An 18,296-nucleotide genomic window follows, 5' to 3' on the forward strand; every position below is an offset into this window, starting at 1 on the left:
GCCGTGCGCGGCAGCTGCTGGAGGAACTCGCGTGACAGAGCGCAAGCCGGGAGTCGTGTCCGTCATCCTCGTGAACTACAAGGGCACGGACGACACCCTGACGAGCATCGCGGAACTCCGCAAGCAGGACTGGCCGCAGGACAAGCTCGAGGTGATCGTCGTCGAGAACGGCTCCGGTCCGGAGCACCTCGGCCGGCTGCAGGCCTCCGACCTCGACTTCACCCTGATCGACGCGGGCGCCAACCTCGGCTTCACCGGCGGGTGCAACCTCGGCGTCGAGAAGTCCTCCGGCGAGGTCGTCGCGTTCCTCAACAACGACGCCCGTCCCGACACCGGGTGGGTGCGCGAGGCGATGGCCACGTTCGCGTCCGGCGCCGACATCGGTGCCGTGGCGTCGAAGGTCCTCGACTGGGAGGGCGTCAACATCGACTTCACCGAGGCCGCGATGACCTGGTACGGCATGGGCTACAAGCCCTTCGCCGGGTCGCCGGACACCGGCCGCTGGGAGAGCGAGACCGACGTCCTGTTCGGCACCGGCGCCGCGATGTTCATCCGCGCCGAGCTCTTCGAGCAGCTCGACGGCTTCGACGACCGCTACTTCATGTTCTACGAGGACGTCGACCTCGGCTGGCGGCTCAACCTGCTCGGCTGGCGCTTCCGGTACCAGCCGAAGTCGGTCGCGTTCCACAAGCACCACGCGTCGATGAACAAGTTCGGCGACTTCCGCGAGACCTACCTGCTCGAGCGGAACGCCCTCTTCACGCTGTACAAGAACCTCGGCGACGAGCAGCTCGCCGCCGCCCTGCCCGGCTCGCTGGCGCTCGCCGTCCGCCGAGCCGTGGGCCGCGGGGAGCTCGACTCCACGGAGCTCGATCTGCGGAACCCCGGCGACGACAGCGTCCCCACCATCCCGGTGCCGAAGACGAGCATGGCCGGCATCTACGGCGTCGACCAGTTCGTCGAGCAGCTGCCGTCGATGACCGAGTCGCGCCGCGCGATCCAGGCCACGCGTGTCCGCAGCGACCGCGAGCTCCTGCGCCTGTTCGGCAACCGCGACGAGCCCGCGTACCCGATCGAGAACTACCTGGCCGGCTACGACAAGATCGTGCACTCCCTCGGTGTGCTCGAAGTCGGCACCCGTCGTCGCATCCTCATCATCACGGGCGACTCGATCGGCGCGAAGATGGCCGGTCCCGCGATCCGCGCCACCCAGATGGCCAAGCAGCTCGCGTCCGAGCACGACGTGCGCGTGGTCAGCCTGACCCGCTCGTCGCAGATCGACCCGTCGTACGAGGTCGTCACCGTGCCGCACCGCCACCCCCGCCAGATGGTCGAGCACGAGGGCTGGGCCGACGTCATCATCGTGCAGGGCCACGCGCTCCGGCTGTTCCCGGTGCTCGAGTCGACGAGCAAGATCCTGGTCGTCGACGTGTACGACCCGCTGCACCTCGAACAGCTCGAGCAGGGCCGCAGCGACGACGTCGACCAGTGGAACCGTCAGATCCTCGACGCCTCAGACACGCTCAACCACCAGCTCGAGCTCGGCGACTACTTCATCTGCGCCTCGGAGCGCCAGCGCATGTTCTGGCTCGGCCAGCTCGCCGGTTCCGGCCGGGTGAACGCCCGCACGTACTCGCGCGACGCCGACCTCCGCTCGCTCATCGGTGTCGTGCCGTTCGGGCTGTCCTCGACCCCGCCGGTGCACGACCAGCCGCGGGTCAAGGGCGTGGTGCCGGGCATCGGCAAGAACGACAAGCTCGTCGTCTGGGGCGGTGGCATCTACGACTGGTTCGACCCGATCACCCTGGTCCGCTCGATCGCCCAGCTCGCCGCCCGTCGCCCGTCGGTGAAGCTCTTCTTCATGGGCGTGCAGCACCCGAACCCCGACGTGCCCGAGATGGACATCGTCGCGAAGGTCCGCGCCGAGGCCGACGCCCTCGGTCTGACCGGGAAGCACGTGTTCTTCAACGACTCGTGGATCCCGTACGAGGAGCGCGGCGCCTACCTGCTCGAGGCCGACGCCGGCGTCTCGACGCACTACGAGCACCTCGAGACCACGTTCTCGTTCCGTACCCGCATCCTCGACTACCTGTGGGCGCGCCTGCCGATCGTCACGACGGCCGGCGACTCCTTCGGTGACCTGGTCGCCGAGCAGCAGCTCGGCGTCGCAGTGCACGAACAGGACGTCGACGGCCTGGCCACGGCGCTCGAGACCGCGCTCTTCGACAAGAAGGCCCGCGCCCAGTTCATCGCCAACGTCGACCGCGTGCGCGAGCAGTTCACGTGGGAGAACGTCCTGGCGCCGCTCGTCGAGTTCTGCCGGAACCCGATCCGCGCGGCGGACAAGTCGGTGCGCGACACCAGCACGAAGCTCGCGCCCCACACGATGCGCGTGCGCGTGCCGGACCGCAAGAAGCTCTCAGGCGTCCGCTACGACGTCGGGCGCGCGGTGCACTACTTCCGCACCGAGGGCCCGCGCAGCGTCGCGGGGAAGATCAAGCGACGCCTCGGCAACCGGTGAACCCAGCCGAGACCACGGCCCTCGTCATCGTCCCGACGTACGACGAGGCCGAGAACATCCGAGCCATCGCCGACGCGATCCTGACGGCGTCGCCCGGTGCCCACCTGCTCGTCGTCGACGACGGCAGCCCGGACCACACCGGCGACATCGTGCGGTCCATCGCGGCCGACGACGACCGGGTGCACCTGCTGCAGCGGTCGGGCAAGCTCGGGCTCGGCACGGCCTACGTCGCCGGGTTCCGGTGGGGCCTGGAGCGCGGGTACCCGCTGCTGGTCGAGATGGACGCCGACGGCTCGCACCCGGCCGATCGGCTGCCGGCCCTCATCGACGCGGTCACCGCGTCGGACGACGTGCTGCTCGCGATCGGGTCGCGCTGGGTGCCCGGTGGGTCGGTCGTCGACTGGCCGCTCCGTCGTCAGGCCCTGAGCCGCGGCGCGAACACGTACGCGCGGTTCGTGCTCGGGATCCACGTGCGGGACATCACGGCCGGGTACCGCGTCTACCGTTCCGACGCGATCGCGCGGATGGACCTCGGCTCGATCGACTCGAAGGGGTACTGCTTCCAGGTCGACATGACGCTGCGCGTGGACGCCCTGGGCGGCCGCATCGTCGAGGTGCCGATCCGGTTCCGTGACCGCGTGCACGGGGTCTCGAAGATGAGCCGGTCCATCGTCGTCGAGGCGATGCTCCGCGTCACGCAGTGGGGCCTGCAGCGCCGCCTGGGTCGTCCGACGCGCCCCTAGCGCTCGCGCCCGCGCTGCCCCCCCCCCCCCCCGCCCGCGCCCGCCCGCACGCCCGCGCCCCCGCGTGCGCCCCCGAGGTTCCGAGATCTCGGAACCTCGGCGCTCCCACCGCCGCTCCGTGGAACCTCGGCGACACACGGGCGGCGTGTCGTGGAACCTCGGCGGTCTGCGCACGAGCAGGCATGACGACGGCGGTGGCCGGCGCTTCGTGAGCAGAAATGGTCGGGTCGCCGCGGCGGACTCGACCATTCCTGCTCACGAAGTGCGTCACACGCCGTGCCTGCGCGCCCCCGCGGCACCTACGCCCGCGGCAGGTGCCGGCGCCACGAGCGCCGCCGCGCCGCGATCACGAGCACCGTCACGAAGAACATCAGACCCGCACCGTGCAGCAGGTAGCTCTCCGCCGTGCTCGTCACCGCGAGCAGCACCAGCACCGCGGCCGGCCACACGTAGGCCACCCCGGGGAACGTCGTCGCCGTCACCCATGCCCGAGCGAACGCCAGCAGCGCGGCGATCCCCAGGATGATCGTCCCGGCCACCCCGAGCTGCAGCCACGCGTCGACGAACGCGTTGAGGCCGGACGTGAACCGCGCGCCGGACGGGTCGATGAGCGTGACGTACGGCACGACGGGCTCGGTCGGCCACGTCCCGACCCACCCCCAGCCCTGGATCGGGTAGCGCTCGGTCAGGACGCGGATCTGCGACCACAGGTCGATGCGCGTCGCCGTGCCCCCGGCCGCACCGATCTCGGCGAGCAGCCGGTGCCGGGCGAACACGGCCACCACCAGGGTGAGCAGGACCGCGCCGCCGAGGACGCCGTTGACCACCGGTCTGGTGGCGGGTCGTGCGTGCCGGAGCGACCAGAGGGCCAGCGCGGTGACGGCGAGGGCGATCATCGCGAGGCCGGTGATGGGGGACTGCACGAGCATCAGCGCGATGACGGCGAGGGCAGTGGAGCCGATCGCCCGCCACATGGTGACCGAGCGGGTGAGGAACTCGACGACGAAGGTGACCAGGGCCATCGCGGCGATGAACCCCATGAAGTTGCGAGTGCCGCCGATGCCCTGGATCGGGCCGCCGTAGGCGATGTCGCCGCGGATCCCGAAGGCCGGCAGCGGGACGTCTAGCACCAGTCCGGACAGGACCTCGAGGCCGAGGGCGACGACGAGCAGGATCCGGAACGCGTCACCCGACGCCCGGATCACCTGCACCAGGTCCCGCCCGAGCGCCAGGTAGAGGCCGAGTCCGATGAAGCACACCGTCTGCACCAGCCCGCGCAGAGCGACCCACGAGTACTCGCTCCAGAGCACGCTCAACGCGCAGTACCCGACGAACGCCAGCAGCGACAGGGGCAGCACGCCGTGCCACTCGATCCGGTACCGCTGCCCGAGCAGACTGAGCCCGGCGAGGACGAACAGCGTCACGAGCACGGCCCACGTGCCCGACCGGCCGACGAGGGCCTGGACGGTCGGCTGCCCGAACCCGAACAGCACGATGACCGTCGCGAGCGCCTGGCTGAACCGTCCACCGGCCGAGAAGCCGATCCAGGCGGAGAGGTACCGGCGCCCGAGCACCTGTCTGCTCACCCGGCCGTCCGTCACGCGTCCATCTTGGCGTACGACCTTGTGACGAGTCGCCCGCATCGCGGAACGGCTGTATCGACGATCCGCGGTGTGGCGTCATCGACGATGCGCGATGCTGACCTAGCTTCACTGCAATGGACCCCCTGCGGAGGGCCGCCGGCCTGCCGCTGGTCGCGGTCGTCATCGGCTTCGCCGCCGCCGCGCTCGCCTGGTACCGGCTCGGCCCCGTGCCCCGGAACACCGTCTGGGCCGAGGACGGCGGGGTCTTCCTGCGGGAGCGCATCGCCCTCGGTCCGGTGGACACCCTGCTGCACCCGTACGCCGGGTACGTGCACCTGCTGCCCCGGATGGTGGTCGACCTCGGGTACGCACTGCCGACCGCGCGGTACGCCCAGGTCGTCTCGCTGTCGTCCTGCCTGGTGGTCGGAGCCGTGTGCGCGCTGGTCTTCGTCCTGTCCCGCGACGTGGTCCGACCGTGGCCGTTCCGCCTCGTGCTCGCCGCGGTGCCCGTCGTGCTGCCGCTCGCGCCGTACGAGATCAGCGGGAACGCCGCCAACCTGCACTGGTACCTGCTCGTGCTGGTGCCGTGGGTCTTCGCGCACCGCAGCCGGACCTGGTGGGGAGCCGTCGGGCTCGCCGTCGTCGCCGGACTCGCGGTCCTCACGGAACCGCAGACGATCCTGTTCACGCCGCTGCTCCTGCTCGCGTGGCCGCTGCGTCGTCCTGGGCACGGTGGGTCTCGCCGCGCGCGCCTGCTCCCGCTGCCCGTCACGGTCGTGGCGCTCGCCGGGGCCGTGGTGCAGGTCGTCACGACGCTCACGCATCCGCGCGACCTGACGCCCGGCGCTCCCGCGTTCGGCGACGTGCTCGCCGGGTTCCTGCTCCGGCCCGTCGCCGGCGCGTGGGACCCGCACCTCGGCGTCGTGGTCACCACGATCGTCGAGCACGGCTGGGCGCCGGTCCTGGTGCCCGTCAGCGCACTGGTCCTGGTCCTGGTCGCCGGTGTCGTCGTCGGTCCGGCCCGCTCCCGGTGGATGGTCGTCGCGCTGACGGTCGCGTCCGGTGCCGTGTGGTGGGCGGCGCTGCTGGCGAACGACGGTGCCGGGCAGCCGTGGGCGAACCCCACGGCCGCCATGGCGGCGATCCCGCCGCAGCGCTACGCAGCCGCGTCCGGCCTGCTGCTCGTCAGCGCCGCGGTGGTCGCCGCCGCCGCGCTGGTGGACACCGACCGGTGGTCGCGTGTCGCGCAGCGGACGGGAGGCACGGGTCGCCTCGTCGGGGCGCTGGCCGCCTGGTGCGTCGTCGCCGCCGTCGTCGCGTCGGCCGTCCTGCACGTCGCGCCGGCGGACACCCGGCGCAGCGACGGGCCGGTGTGGGCGGAGCAGCTGCCCGCGGCCGCCGAGGCGTGTCGCGCCGACCCGACGCTCGAGGTCGTGCGGGTGCGGTCGAACCCGTGGTCGTCACCGGTCGCGTGCGCGTGGCTGTTCCGCTGACGCGGGACGCTGACGCGGGACCGCGGACTGCGGGCCGCTGACGATCAGCGCGTGGTGGCCCAGCGGAACTCGCGCTTCGCGGGCGGGGTGCGCGGGCCGTCGCCGGTCGACGTCGGTTCCTCGCCGGTCAGGACGATCCGGGTCTTGATGGCGATGAGCGCGAAGAGCACCCAGTTCCCCTGGTAGAGCAGCCGCGACTCCGCGACGGACTGCACGAGCAGCGCGACGACGACGAGCAGCGGCAGGAGCGACACCGGGTCGAACGTGCGCGGACGGAGTGCGGCGTCGTAGCCGATCCGGGTCGCGCACGCCCACGAGCGCGACAGCGTCGTGACGACGTACAGCAGGAACAGGACGAGGCCGATGATGCCGGTCTGCATCCACACGTCGAGGTAGGCGTCGTGTGCCTGCAGGTACGTGACGCCCTTGCGGTGCGCCAGGTCGGCCAGGGTGGGGATGCCGGGCCACCAGTAGCCGATCCAGCCCCAGCCGACGACGGCGTGCTGGTCGATCAGACCGAGCACCTTCGCCCAGATCTCGCCGCGGCCGGTCGCGTCCGACCCCTTGCCGAGCAGCTCCGAGACCGGACCGCGCAGCACGAACGCCGCGCCGGCGACGACGACCGCGCCGACCGCGAGCAGCAGGTAGCGCGGGGTGCGTCGCTCGGTCGGGACCCGGCGCATCCACACGGCGACCAGGGCGACGACGGCGACGACCAGCGCGGCTGCGATGACCGTGGAGGAGCGGGTCAGGACGAACCCGAGGACGGCGACCACGAGCCAGCCGGTGGCCCGCTGCCGACGCATCCGGCCCTCGGTGAGCTGCAGCACGACGACGATCGCGACGAGCAGCGCGACCATCGCGAGCAGGTTCGCGTTGCCCGGCAGGCCCTGGATGCGGCCACCGGTGAAGAGCTCGGCGCGTGAGAAGTAGAAGGCGTCCGGGATGTCGGCGTCGCCGTAGTCGGTCCAGATCGGCGCGATGGGGTGCCGCACGAACACCGCGACGACGGCCTCGAACAGGATCGAGAGCAGCAGCACCCAGCGGAGCGCGAGGCTGAGGGCGTCGAGGATCCGGCGCCAGGTCAGGGTGGACGCGATCGTGAAGGCCACGGCGGCGCAGATCACCTGCACGGTCAGGCTCGAGATCGTGGCGAACCGCCAGTGCGACCAGACGACGGACAGCAGGCACCACCCCAGGAAGGCCCAGAGCGGCCAGGGGGAGCGCACGAGCGGCGGCTTCGCCCGGACCAGGATCGTGATGCCCCAGGCGGCGACGAGCGCCCACAGGACGCCCGCCCCGACCCAGGTGAGGGTGTTCGGGACGGCGTCCCCGGCGAACAGCACGAAGATCGTGGTCGCACCGAAGGCGAACGCCTCGCGCTCGGGTACGGTCCCGCGTGCCAGCGGCCAGGTGTTCGTCACGACGTCAGGCTACCGGCGGCAGCGGGCCACCGGAGTCCCCGGGTCCCGCCGGTAGGCTCTCGCCCATGTTCCTCGGCATCACGAACACCCCCCGCGACTACGCCTGGGGCTCGGTCACCGCGATCCCGGAGCTCCTCGGTCGCACCGTCACCGGCGCCCCGCAGGCAGAGCTCTGGCTCGGCGCCCACCCGGGCAGCCCGAGCGTGGTCGTCAACCCGGCGATGGTCGGCGGTGCCGACACACTGCTCGACTGGATCGCCACCGAGCCGCAGGACGCCCTGGGCGGCGACCGCACCGGCCTGCCGTTCCTGCTGAAGGTGCTCGCAGCGGCGGCGCCCCTGTCGCTGCAGGCGCACCCGACGCCGGAGCAGGCCGAGGCCGGCTTCGCGCGCGAGGAGCGCGAGGGCATCGCGATCGACGACCCGGCGCGCAACTACAAGGACCCGTTCCCGAAGCCCGAGCTGGTCGTCGCGCTGAGCGAGCGGTTCGAGGCCCTGAGCGGCTTCCGGCCGGTCGAGGAGACCCTGGCCGAGGTCCGCGTGCTCGACGCCGGCAGCGGTCGGCTCGGCCCGCTCGAGGTGCACTTGCAGCACGGCCTCGAGGACACCGTGCGGTGGCTCGAGACGGCCGACGACTCCGCGCTCGCCGTCGTGCAGGCCGCGAGCGACCTCGCCGTCGCCCTCGACGACGACCTGCTCACCCCGAACACGGCGACGGTGCGCGACCTGGCGACGAGCTGGCCGGGCGACCCCGGCATCGTCGTCTCCCTGCTCATGCACCGGGTGACGCTCACCGCGGGACAGGCGATGTACCTGCCCGCCGGCAACATCCACGCCTACCTGGACGGCCTCGGCATCGAGCTCATGGCACCGTCCGACAACGTGCTGCGCGGGGGACTGACGCCGAAGCACGTCGACGTCCCCGAACTCCTGCACGTGCTCGACTTCACGGCCTACCCGGCACCGGTCCTCGAGCCCGAACGCCTGGCCCCCGGCGTGGACCGCTTCGCACCAGAGGGCGTCGGGTTCGCGCTGCTGCGGGTCGACGGCGACGGGCGACCGGTCGGCCTGAGCACCGGCGGGGTGGCTCCGCTGGCCGGCCCGTCGATCGCGATCTGCACCGAGGGCGTCGTGACGCTCGTCGGCGCGACGTCCGCCACGTTGCTCCGCAAGGGCGAGTCCTGCTTCATCACACCGGACGAGGGCGACGTCACGGTCGAGGCCGACTCGTCGAACGGCGTGACGTCCACGGTCTTCATCGCGACCGGCCGGTAGCGCGGAGCCGCACCGGCTGGCGCGGTCCCGCACACCGCGACCGGGGTGCACCGTCCGTCCGCTAGCGTGGCGACCATGAGTTGGCTGGTCACCGGCGGTGCCGGGTACATCGGGTCCCACGTCGTCCGAGCACTGCGCTCGGCCGGCATCGACACGGTCGCGTTCGACGACCTCTCGAGCGGCTTCCGAGCCTTCGTGCCGGACGACGTGCCGTTCGTCGAGGGAACGATCCTGGACGGCGAGCTGGTCGCCCGCACCCTGCGCGAGCACGACGTCACCGGCGTGGTGCACGTCGCGGGCTTCAAGTACGCCGGCGTCTCGGTCGAGCGTCCGCTGCACACCTACGAGCAGAACGTCACCGGCATGGCGACGCTGCTCCGAGCGATGGCCGAGAACGGCGTCACGAAGGCCGTCTTCTCGTCGAGCGCCGCGGTGTACGGCACCCCGGACGTCGACGTCGTCGTGGAGTCGACCCCGAAGGCACCAGAGTCCCCGTACGGCGAGTCGAAGCTCATCGGCGAGTGGCTGCTGCGGGACATGGAGGTCGCCGCGGGCTTCACGACGACCTCGCTCCGCTACTTCAACGTCGTCGGCTCCGGCGAACCCGACCTGTACGACGCCAGCCCGCACAACCTGTTCCCGCTCGTGTTCGACGCCCTGCTGGCCGGCCGCACGCCGCGCATCAACGGCGACGACTACGCCACCGAGGACGGCACCTGCGTCCGTGACTACATCCACGTCGCCGACCTCGCGCACTCGCACGCCGTCGCGGCGCAGAAGCTCGAGGCGGGGGAGTCGCTCGAACAGGCGTACAACCTCGGCAGCGGCGACGGTGTGAGCGTCCGGCAGATCATGGACGCCATGGCGAAGGGCACCGGGATCGCCTTCGACCCGGAGATCGCGCCCCGCCGCCCCGGCGACCCGGCGCGCATCGTGGCCACCGGCGAGGCCGCCACGCGCGACCTCGACTGGGCGATGCGCCACACCCTGGACGAGATGGTCACGAGTGCGTGGGAGGCCCGCCGCAGCGCCTCGTAGCGGCTGAGGACGTGTCAGTTGTCCCCCGAAACCCCGACAGACCGGGCGCGACACGCCCAGACGGGGGACATGACACGCCGAAGCGGTCAGTGCCTTCTATGATCCGCGACTTGACTCAGGCGAATGACACCGCTGTAATTACAGGCAACGACTTCAATCGTTGTGGTCCCGTTATCGAGACGTCAGGGGTGATCAGGGTGAACGGTTCCGACTTCCACGCCGGAGTTCCGGAGGACTGGCACGTCGACCCCGTGGCGCTCGGCGTCCCGGGTGTTCGACGGCCGGAGACGGACGACGAGGAGAACCCGCTCGCGTGGCAGGTCGACTCGTTGTGCGCACAGACCGACCCGGAGGCGTTCTTCCCCGAGAAGGGCGGCTCCACGCGCGAAGCGAAGAAGATCTGCACGTCGTGCGAGGTCCGGGCGCAGTGCCTCGAGTACGCGCTGGAGAACGACGAACGCTTCGGTATCTGGGGCGGCCTGTCCGAGCGCGAGCGTCGCAAGTTGCGCAAACGCGCGTAGCCGTCCAGGAGGCACGGTGCGCGCCCGGCGCACACCGTGCGGTCCCGAATCCTCGTCGCAGGCTCCTCGGCGCGACCTCGCACGGCGCTGGCGCGCCGTGACCGCTCGGCCGCGCAGGTTCACGGCGCGCCGCCGTCCGCAGCGGACGCCGTGCCTCCAGACCGTAGAGTGACGCCCGTCATGCAGCCCAGAGTCACCGCGATCCTCGTCGCCGCCAACGGAGCGGCCCACCTCGACCGGACCCTGGACGCACTCGCGGCCCAGACCCGCCACCCCGAGAACCTGGTGGTCGTCGACGTCGGATCGACCGACGGTTCCACCGCGGGCCTGTCCTTCGGCGGCTCCGCTGAACTCCTGCGCCTGCCGGCCGGACGCCCCTTCGGCGAGGCCGTCGCCCGCGGAGAGCGCGAGGCCCCGCCCGCCGTCGTCGACGAGCCCGTCGACGAGTGGCTGTGGCTGCTCGGGCACGACAACGCGCCGTCGCCGACCGCGCTCGCCGACCTGCTCTCCGCCGTCGAGATCGCGCCGTCCGTGGTCGTGGCCGGCCCGAAGCTCGTCGCCGACGACGACCCCTCGCTCATCCGCGCGTTCGGCGAGAGCATGACGCGCTTCGGCCGCTCGATCGGTCTCGTGCAGGACGAGCTCGACCAGGGCCAGCACGACCGGCACACCGACGTGCTCGGCGTCGCTGCCGGTGGCATGCTCGTGCGCCGCTCGGTGTGGACCGAGCTCGCCGGCTTCGACCCGGCGCTGCCCGACGTCGACGCCGCCCTCGACTTCTGCGTCCGGGTGCGCCTGGCCGGGCACCGCGTCGCCGTGGTCCCCGAGGCGAAGGTCACCACCGCGGGTCCGGTCGAGGAGTTCGGCCGCAAGCGCGTCTCCGAGGCCCGCCGTGTCCGCATGCACCGGCAGGCGCAGCTGCACCGCCGGATGACCTACGCGCCGGGCGGACTGCTCTGGCTGCACTGGCTCACCCTCGTCCCCTTCGCACTCGGCCGGGCGATCGGCCACCTCGTCGCCAAGCACCCCGCGGCCGTCGTCCCCGAGCTCGCCGCGGCGTTCGCGGTGGCCTTCGCCGGAGGCACCGGTCGGGCGCGCAGGAACCTCGCCCGCACGAAGAAGCTCGGTTGGGCCGCCGTCGAACCGCTCCGGGTCAGCTGGCGTCGGGTGCACGAGCACCGCACCACCTCGCGCGACGTCGAACTCGCCCGGGTCGAGGACGCCCCGATCGCGCGGGCGTCGTTCCTCGGCGACGGCGGGATCTGGGTCGTGCTGGCCGCGGCCGTCCTGAGCGTCGTCACGCTCTACCCCCTGCTCGGCTCACCGGCGCTGACCGGCGGTGGCCTGCTGCCCCTCAGCACGAGCGTCGGGCAGCTCTGGCAGAACGTCGGGTACGGCTGGCACTCGCTCGGCACCGGGTTCACCGGTCCGTCCGACCCGTTCGCCGCCGTGCTGGCGGTCCTCGGGTCGATCGTGTTCTGGTCGCCCTCGACGTCCGTCGTGCTCGTGATGCTCGTCGCGTTCCCGGTCTCCGCCCTCGGCGCCTGGTTCGCGGTCCGCAAGGTCACCACGCGCAAGTGGGTGCCGGTGATCGGTGCCGCGCTGTACGCCATCGCGCCCTCGCTCGTCGGCGCGGTCACGACGGGCCACCTCGGCGCCGTCATCGCGCACCTGGTGCTGCCGTGGCTGTTCGTCGCCGTGCTCGAGGCGCACCGCTCGTGGGCCTGGGCCTCTGGTGCCTCGCTGCTGTTCGCGGTCGTGGCGGCCTCGGCGCCGTCGTTGCTGCCGGTCCTGCTGATCGGGTGGCTCGTCGCGCTCGTCGTCGGGTGGCGCCGTGCACACCGTCGGGCCTTCATCCCGGTGCCGACCGCCGTGCTCTTCCTGCCGCTCGTCCTCGCCCAGGTCGCGCGCGGCAACGTCCTCGCCGTCTTCGCGGACCCCGGCGTCCCGTCCGCCACGCGCGCACCGTCCGCGCTGCAGCTGGCCATCGGTCAGCCGCTGCCGGACTGGAGCGGGTGGCTGCCCGCCACGTCCGGACTCGCAGCCGTCGGCACGTGGCTGCCGATCGTGATGGCCGTCCTGGCCGTCCCGATCGCCGCCGCGGCGATCGGCGCGATGCTCGGACACCGCTGGGCCGTCGCCGGCTCGGCGCTCGTCGTCGCACTGCTCGGGTTCGGCACCGCGTTCGCCGCCACCCACGTGACCGTCACCGGCGTCGGGTCGACCACCACCATCGTGTGGCCGGGCAGCGGGCTGTCGGTGTACTGGCTCGCGATCGTGGTCGCTGCCTGCATCGGGATCGACGTGCTGCCCAAGGCCGCCCCGGTCACGGGACTCGTCGCGACGGTGCTCGCCGGTGTCGCGGTGGCCCCCGCCTTCGCCGCGTTCTACCTCGGCAACGCCGCCATCCAGCCGACCACCGGCCGGGTGCTCAGCGCGTACGTGAACGCCGAGGCGCAGGCGAACCCCGACGTCGGCACGCTCGTCGTGGTGCCGCAGGACGACGGGTCGCTCGCGGTCGCGCTCGAACGCGGCCAGGGTGCCACCCTCGACGACCAGTCGACCCTCGACGCCACCGCCCTGCGGTTGAGCGAGTCCGGCGCCCGGCTCACGACACTCGCCGGCAACCTGGCGAGCCGCAGCGGCTACGACCCCCGGCCGGCACTGCAGGAACTCGGCATCAGCTTCGTCCTGCTCGACGACGCCGGTGACGACCCCGAGGCGCAGACCGTGCACGACCGTGCCGCGGGCGCGATCGGGCAGAACGCGCTCTTCACGAGCATCGGTGAGACCACGAACGGCCAGCTGTTCCACTACGAGGGCGACGTCGACCGGACCACCACCGGGTCCGCCGCCGCCCGTGCCACGCACGTCCTGTACCTGGTCGTGCTCGGCGTGGTGTTCGGGGCGGCCGCCCTGCTCGCCGTGCCGACGGCCCCGCGCCGTCGCCGCGCCACCTCGAACGTCATCGAGGCCGAGGAACCCGCGACCACCTTCGACGAGGAGCGCGACGAATGAGCACCACCACCCGCTCCGTCCGACGCTGGGTCGTCCGCGGCACCGCGACCGCGGTCGCCGTCGTCGTCGCTGCCGGCGCCGTCACGGCCGCGCACGCCTACGGCACCGCGGCCGAACCGGGTCGCCCGGCCGGCCGGACCGTCACCCCGGTGCCCGCCGACGCCGAGCGCGTCTGCGCCGGAAGTGCCCTGCGGCTGTCCGACGACTCCGGCAACGACGCCACCCAGGCGAGCACCGTCGGGTCGGCGACCGTGGCCACGGCGACGACCGGTTCGACCGTCGAGCGGACCTCGCTCGACCCGTCGTCCACCGGCGGCAGCGACCCCCGCCTGCTGACCGCCCCCGCGGGCGACACGACACCGCAGGTCGCGGGCAGCAGCTACCAGAGCGTCTCCAGCGGCGACCTGGTCGGTGCCGGCGCGGCGTCGTGCGACGACCCCTCGCAGTCGACCTGGCTCGTCGGCGGCTCGACCGAGACCGGGCGCACCAGCCTCGTCACCCTGTCGAACCCGACCGACGTGAACGCGACCGTCGACCTGGCGATCTACGACGGCACCGGCACGGTCAGCGCCCCCGGCACGACCGGCATCGTCGTCGCCCCGAACACCCAGAAGGTCGTCCCGCTGTCCGGCTTCGTGTCCGACCAGGGATCCACCGTCGTGCACGTGTCGTCCTCGGGCGGGCAGATCGTCGCCCACATGCAGGAGACCGTCGTCCGCACGCTGACCCCCGGTGGCTACGACATCGTCTCCGGCGGCGCCGCTCCCTCGCGGTCGCAGGTCATCCCCGGCGTCGTGCTCGCCGGCGCGCAGGAGGCACAGCGCGGTGACGACACGGCGGACGCAGCGCCCGTCGTCCGGCTGTTCGTCCCCGGTACCGAGTCGGCACGCGTCACGCTCGGCATCAGCACGGCGGACGGCGGCGGCACGACCGTGAACGCCACCGCCGAGCCCGGGGTCGTGACCGACGTCGCGCTCGACGACTTCCCGGACGGCCGCTACTCGTTCACCGTCACGTCGACGCAACCCGTCGTCGCCGGTGCCCGCACGACCTCACCGACGGCCGACGGCAACAGTGACCTCGGCTGGTTCGCCTCGGCCGAGCCGCTGGGTGACCAGATCATCACTGCGGTGGCACCGGGGGAGGGCGTCCGCATGAACTTCGTGAACCCGACGCGTGAGGACCGTGCGATCACGATCCGCTCCGGCGACGAGAAGCGCACCATCACGGTGCTGTCGGGTGCCACCGCCACGATGCCCGTGCAGACCGCGAAGCAGCTCTCGATCTCCGGCGCCGAAGGGGTCGTGGTGGGCGTGACCTACCGCGGGGACGACGGCATCGCCGGCTTCCCGGTCCGACCGTCCACCCAGGTGTCCACGCCGGTCCGCGTCTACCCCTGACCGTGACGTCGGTGTGGCGCCCCCGGGTGCCGCGTCGTCACCAGTGGCGGTAGCGGTCCGGCGCCAGGTCCCACGGGTCCTTGCCGATCAGCTCGCCGACGGCGCGGAACACGGCCGTCTCGATGATGATCCGCCGGTCCGCGTCGTCCTTCTCGGGGCTGCGGTTCACCCGCTCGACGGGGATCCGGAACACGGTGACCCTGCGGGCGTCGCGGTCGATGCGCCAGCGGGGCATCGCGTCGGGCAGGGTGGCGTCGGTCGGCATGTCGGCCACCTGGAACACCACGCCCGACAGCTCGTCGGGCCAGAGCCCGATCAGGTAGTGGGCACTGTCGCCGACGATGCGGTCGAAGGCCTCGGCGCGGGTGGTGATCGGTGCGAGCTCGGGACCGGTCACGCTCGACCGCCCGCCGCGTCCGTGCCGGGAGCGGCCTCGACCGCGGTCGACCGGAGTGACGAGGCGGGGCTTGCGACGCATCCCCACATCGTACGCGTGCCGTCGTCACTCCCGGTCGCTCCGGTCGCTCGTGCGCGCTCCGCTAGGCTCCCTGACGACATGGACGTGAGGATCTGCAGCAAGGTCGCGTGCGCCGCGAGCGCTTCGGCGACCCTGACCTACGACTACGGGGACTCCATGGTCGTCGTCGGGCCGCTCTCCACGCGGGTCGAACCGCACGGCTACGACCTCTGCGCCCGGCACGCGGCCGGCCTGCGCGTCCCGCGCGGCTGGCAGGTGGTGCGGCGCGAGCCGCTGCAGCGCGAGACCGACTGACGGCTCGCGTCCGCGACGCACCAGCGGTGTTGGACGGGAGGCCCGTGGAACGTGACCGACGTCGGCTGGGGACCCGCGCCTCCCGGCATGGAAGACTGATGGGCATGCCCACCGAAGCCCAGACCGCAGCACCGTACCGCGTCGCCGACCTCTCGCTCGCCGAGGCGGGCCGTCACCAGATCCGCCTCGCCGAGAACGAGATGCCGGGCCTGATGGCCCTGCGCGAGGAGTTCGGTGCGTCGCAGCCGCTGGCCGGCGCGCGCATCGCCGGGTCGCTGCACATGACGGTGCAGACGGCCGTCCTGATCGAGACGCTCGTCGCCTTGGGTGCGCAGGTGCGGTGGGCGAGCTGCAACATCTTCTCCACGCAGGACGAAGCCGCCGCGGCGATCGCGGTCGGGCCGACCGGCACGCCGGACGCACCAGCCGGCGTCCCCGTGTTCGCGTGGAAGGGCGAGACGCTCGAGGAGTACTGGTGGTGCACCAGCCGCATCTTCGACTGGACCGCCGAATCCGCTGCCGTCGGAGCCGACTGGGCCGGTCCGAACCTGATCCTGGACGACGGCGGTGACGCCACCATGCTCGTGCACACCGGAGCCGACGCCGAAGCCGCTGGTGCTGCGCCGGTCGCCGGTGCCGATGCGAGTGCCGAGTGGAAGATCGTGCTCGACACCGTCGCGGCGTCGCTCGAGACGTCCTCCGACCGCTGGACCCGCATCGCCGCGGAGATCGAGGGCGTCACCGAGGAGACCACCACGGGCGTGCACCGCCTGTACGAGCTGTCGCGCAACGGACAGCTGCGGTTCCCCGCGATCAACGTGAACGACTCCGTGACGAAGTCGAAGTTCGACAACAAGTACGGCATCCGCCACTCCCTGCCCGACGGCCTGAACCGTGCGACCGACGTCCTGATGGGCGGCAAGGTCGCGTTCGTGGTCGGCTACGGCGACGTCGGCAAGGGTGCGGCGGAGGCACTGCGCGGCCAGGGCGCCCGCGTCATCGTCAGCGAGGTCGACCCGATCTGCGCGCTGCAGGCCGCGATGGACGGCTACCAGGTGGCCCGTCTGGCCGATGTCATCGAGACCGTCGACATGGTCATCACGTGCACGGGCAACCTCGGCGTCGTGGGCGTCGACGAGATGCTCGGGCTGAAGCACCTGGCGATCGTCGCCAACGTCGGCCACTTCGACAACGAGATCGACATGGCCGGGCTCGAGTCCCTGCCGGGTGTGGAGAAGGTCGAGATCAAGCCGCAGGTGCACGAGTGGCGCCTGCCGACCGGCCGCTCGATCCTGGTGCTTTCCGAGGGGCGGCTGATGAACCTCGGCAACGCCACCGGGCACCCGTCGTTCGTGATGAGCAACTCGTTCACGAACCAGGTCCTGGCGCAGATCGAGCTGCACACCCGTCGTGACGAGTACCCGACCGGGGTCTACGTGCTGCCGAAGCACCTGGACGAGAAGGTCGCGCGACTGCACCTCGGCGCCCTCGGGGTGGAGTTGACGACGCTGCGCCCGGAGCAGGCGGCGTACATCGGCGTGCCGGTCGAGGGTCCCTTCAAGCCCGAGCACTACCGGTACTGAGGCGGGGCGCAGCGCGCTAGCGCGGGAAGCCCGGGGGCCGCGCCGACGCCGACGCGCCCGCCTCGGTGAGCAACCCGACGCGGGAGCGCAGCGCCTGCACGTCCCGCCCACGGCGCAGCACGACGACCCCGGCGAGGAACACCTCGGCGGGCACCGGCGGCACCGGGTGGGCGAAGGGTGCGACGTCCGCGGCCAGCGCGCGGGCGGCGGACTCCCGGAGTTCGGGGCGCATCACGGCGGCCCCGCGGAAGAACGCGCCGAGCCGGTTCTCGAGTCGCTGCGGCAGCGCCGAGACGTCCGCGACCGTGGCCCAGGCCGTCAGCTCGGGTGGCAGCACCACCTGGGGGTCGCGCTGCTTCGGCAGCCGCTCGTGCTGCACGACGGTGCCGGCGAGCAGGTCCCCGAGGCGCCGCGGACGACTGCCGAACAACGCCACGAGCAGCGCCACCGACCCGAACGTCATCCACAGCTCGAACAGCCCGACGAGCGCGCGGGTGAACGCGTGCCGGAACCCGATCGCACCGCCGTCGACCCGGACGACCCGCGTGCCGACGGCGTACCGGCCGACGCTGCGGCCCCGGGTCACCGTCTCGACGGCGGCCGGCACCAGCACGAGCACGGCGACGAACAGGGCGATGCTCAGCGCGGCGCCCCACGCCTCGTCGAGGCCGCTCGGCCACAGCCGGGACACCCCGAACATGAGCAGCAGGTACAGGACGAGCAGGCACACCCCGTCGAGGAGCGCTGACGCCAACCGCAGGACGAGTCCGGCCGGCTGCACGTCGAGCGCGACCGCCTCGCCGACCACGAGCTCGTCGGCGGTCTCGTCCAGGGCGAGCGAGAACCGGGCGTCGGCGAGGTCGCGCGGCGTGCGGGGCTTCGACATGGGATCATTCTGTCGGAAGTCGGCCGACACGAGGGGGAAC

At 72.2% G+C, this 18,296-nt stretch carries 14 protein-coding genes; 10 read left to right on the forward strand and 4 right to left on the reverse strand.

Translation table 11 applies throughout. From position 1 onward, the window contains the following. Positions 1 to 31: 31 nt before the first annotated feature. Together HQQ88_RS10645 and HQQ88_RS10650 are read left to right on the forward strand one after the other, a co-directional pair. The gene (locus HQQ88_RS10645; protein WP_173169406.1) at positions 32 to 2,521 is read left to right on the forward strand and encodes a glycosyltransferase; all 2,490 of its coding nucleotides are present in this window, start codon (positions 32 to 34) and stop codon (positions 2,519 to 2,521) included. Next, entirely contained in the window at positions 2,518 to 3,264 is a 747-nt protein-coding gene (locus HQQ88_RS10650; RefSeq protein WP_173169407.1) for a polyprenol monophosphomannose synthase, read from the forward strand. The genes HQQ88_RS10645 and HQQ88_RS10650 overlap by 4 nt, the downstream gene beginning before the upstream one ends. Positions 3,265 to 3,563: 299 nt before the next feature. On the opposite strand, the gene HQQ88_RS10655 is transcribed toward HQQ88_RS10650, so the two are convergent. After that, positions 3,564 to 4,850 (reverse strand): O-antigen ligase family protein, encoded by a 1,287-nt coding sequence (locus HQQ88_RS10655; RefSeq protein ID WP_173169408.1) that lies wholly within the window; start codon positions 4,848 to 4,850, stop codon positions 3,564 to 3,566. Positions 4,851 to 4,981: 131 nt separating this feature from the next. Here HQQ88_RS10655 and HQQ88_RS10660 point away from each other — a divergent pair, with 131 nt between their 5' ends. Further along, positions 4,982 to 6,340 (forward strand): hypothetical protein, encoded by a 1,359-nt coding sequence (locus tag HQQ88_RS10660; protein WP_173169409.1) that lies wholly within the window; start codon positions 4,982 to 4,984, stop codon positions 6,338 to 6,340. Between the two features lie 44 nt (positions 6,341 to 6,384). Here the strand turns inward: HQQ88_RS10660 and HQQ88_RS20155 are convergent, their stop codons facing one another. Next, the gene (locus tag HQQ88_RS20155; RefSeq protein ID WP_173169410.1) at positions 6,385 to 7,764 is read right to left on the reverse strand and encodes an O-antigen ligase family protein; all 1,380 of its coding nucleotides are present in this window, start codon (positions 7,762 to 7,764) and stop codon (positions 6,385 to 6,387) included. A 65-nt stretch (positions 7,765 to 7,829) separates the two neighbouring features. Between HQQ88_RS20155 and manA the strand changes: the two genes are divergently transcribed. The 5 genes from manA to HQQ88_RS10690 all read left to right on the forward strand — a co-directional run bounded on the left by manA (position 7,830) and on the right by HQQ88_RS10690 (position 15,015). Next, on the forward strand, positions 7,830 to 9,038 hold the full coding sequence (gene manA, locus HQQ88_RS10670) for a mannose-6-phosphate isomerase, class I (RefSeq protein ID WP_173169411.1): 1,209 nt from the start codon (positions 7,830 to 7,832) through the stop codon (positions 9,036 to 9,038). Between the two features lie 75 nt (positions 9,039 to 9,113). Next, positions 9,114 to 10,076 carry a UDP-glucose 4-epimerase GalE gene (gene galE, locus HQQ88_RS10675; RefSeq protein ID WP_123292353.1) on the forward strand — a complete coding sequence of 321 codons (963 nt, stop codon included), beginning with the start codon at positions 9,114 to 9,116 and terminating at the stop codon, positions 10,074 to 10,076. 197 nt (positions 10,077 to 10,273) lie between these two features. Next, a complete protein-coding gene (locus tag HQQ88_RS19915) occupies positions 10,274 to 10,597 on the forward strand; it encodes a WhiB family transcriptional regulator (protein WP_111085981.1) in 324 nt (107 codons plus the stop codon). 180 nt (positions 10,598 to 10,777) lie between these two features. Continuing rightward, positions 10,778 to 13,615 carry a glycosyltransferase family 2 protein gene (locus HQQ88_RS10685; RefSeq protein ID WP_173169412.1) on the forward strand — a complete coding sequence of 946 codons (2,838 nt, stop codon included), beginning with the start codon at positions 10,778 to 10,780 and terminating at the stop codon, positions 13,613 to 13,615. Further along, complete coding sequence (locus HQQ88_RS10690; protein ID WP_173169413.1) at positions 13,612 to 15,015, forward strand: DUF5719 family protein; 1,404 nt, start codon at positions 13,612 to 13,614, stop codon at positions 15,013 to 15,015. Before HQQ88_RS10685 ends, HQQ88_RS10690 begins: the two co-directional genes overlap by 4 nt. A 37-nt stretch (positions 15,016 to 15,052) precedes the next feature. Here the strand turns inward: HQQ88_RS10690 and HQQ88_RS10695 are convergent, their stop codons facing one another. Beyond that, the gene (locus tag HQQ88_RS10695; protein WP_173169414.1) at positions 15,053 to 15,493 is read right to left on the reverse strand and encodes a metallopeptidase family protein; all 441 of its coding nucleotides are present in this window, start codon (positions 15,491 to 15,493) and stop codon (positions 15,053 to 15,055) included. A 78-nt stretch (positions 15,494 to 15,571) separates the two neighbouring features. Between HQQ88_RS10695 and HQQ88_RS10700 the strand changes: the two genes are divergently transcribed. Together HQQ88_RS10700 and ahcY are read left to right on the forward strand one after the other, a co-directional pair. Next, positions 15,572 to 15,787, forward strand: a complete 216-nt coding sequence (locus tag HQQ88_RS10700) for a DUF3499 family protein (protein ID WP_111085977.1) — start codon at positions 15,572 to 15,574, stop codon at positions 15,785 to 15,787. A gap of 104 nt (positions 15,788 to 15,891) precedes the next feature. After that, complete coding sequence (ahcY, locus tag HQQ88_RS10705; RefSeq protein ID WP_173169415.1) at positions 15,892 to 17,370, forward strand: adenosylhomocysteinase; 1,479 nt, start codon at positions 15,892 to 15,894, stop codon at positions 17,368 to 17,370. Positions 17,371 to 17,386: 16 nt separating this feature from the next. Here the strand turns inward: ahcY and HQQ88_RS10710 are convergent, their stop codons facing one another. Then, complete coding sequence (locus HQQ88_RS10710; RefSeq protein ID WP_131845595.1) at positions 17,387 to 18,256, reverse strand: RDD family protein; 870 nt, start codon at positions 18,254 to 18,256, stop codon at positions 17,387 to 17,389. Between the last annotated feature and the right edge of the window lie 40 nt (positions 18,257 to 18,296).

The organism is Curtobacterium sp. VKM Ac-2861 (assembly GCF_013204965.1).
In the GTDB taxonomy this organism is placed as follows: domain Bacteria; phylum Actinomycetota; class Actinomycetes; order Actinomycetales; family Microbacteriaceae; genus Curtobacterium.

Coding starts and splice junctions, on each gene's coding strand:
- HQQ88_RS10660 (WP_173169409.1), top strand. CDS start 4,982: ATGGACCCCCTGCGGAGGGCCGCCGGCCTGCCGCTGGTCGCGGTCGTC.
- manA (WP_173169411.1), top strand. CDS start 7,830: ATGTTCCTCGGCATCACGAACACCCCCCGCGACTACGCCTGGGGCTCG.
- galE (WP_123292353.1), top strand. CDS start 9,114: ATGAGTTGGCTGGTCACCGGCGGTGCCGGGTACATCGGGTCCCACGTC.
- HQQ88_RS10685 (WP_173169412.1), top strand. CDS start 10,778: ATGCAGCCCAGAGTCACCGCGATCCTCGTCGCCGCCAACGGAGCGGCC.
- HQQ88_RS10690 (WP_173169413.1), top strand. CDS start 13,612: ATGAGCACCACCACCCGCTCCGTCCGACGCTGGGTCGTCCGCGGCACC.
- HQQ88_RS10695 (WP_173169414.1), bottom strand. CDS start 15,493: ATGCGTCGCAAGCCCCGCCTCGTCACTCCGGTCGACCGCGGTCGAGGC.
- HQQ88_RS10700 (WP_111085977.1), top strand. CDS start 15,572: ATGGACGTGAGGATCTGCAGCAAGGTCGCGTGCGCCGCGAGCGCTTCG.
- ahcY (WP_173169415.1), top strand. CDS start 15,892: ATGCCCACCGAAGCCCAGACCGCAGCACCGTACCGCGTCGCCGACCTC.
- HQQ88_RS10710 (WP_131845595.1), bottom strand. CDS start 18,256: ATGTCGAAGCCCCGCACGCCGCGCGACCTCGCCGACGCCCGGTTCTCG.